This is a genomic window from Pseudoalteromonas sp. Angola-7, from assembly GCF_028599255.1.
Lineage (GTDB): Bacteria > Pseudomonadota > Gammaproteobacteria > Enterobacterales > Alteromonadaceae > Pseudoalteromonas > Pseudoalteromonas atlantica.
In genome coordinates this window covers 1-319 of record NZ_JAQREL010000059.1, presented here as the reverse complement: position 1 = coordinate 319, position 319 = coordinate 1, and the positions used below count along the sequence as shown (strand labels likewise).

At 41.7% G+C, this 319-nt stretch carries 1 rRNA gene; it reads right to left on the bottom strand.

The window, feature by feature from the left end:
- Positions 1–80: ribosomal RNA gene (rrf, locus tag PSH50_RS21070) — 5S ribosomal RNA — on the bottom strand; the annotation flags it as partial.
- Between the last annotated feature and the right edge of the window lie 239 nt (positions 81–319).

Genomic DNA, 319 nt, shown 5'->3' with positions numbered 1-319 from the left:
ACACTATCATCGGCGCTGTTTCGTTTCACTACTGAGTTCGGCATGGGGTCAGGTGGGTCCAAAACGCTATGGTTACCAAGCAAATTAGGTGCAAAGGAGTAATGACAAGCACGTAGTGCTTCTTTTTCCTTTGCGCAAGGTGCCTCAATGTTAACGCTACGCGCTAAGAGTCACCTCATAAATCTGGAAAATTCTGATAATATTTTTTAAGTCTAAGTATTTATCTACTTTAGCTATTAACTTCTGTCGCTTGTTTCTGTCACAAAACGCGTTTGGCGTTGTATGGTTAAGCCTCACGGGTAATTAGTACAAGTTAGCT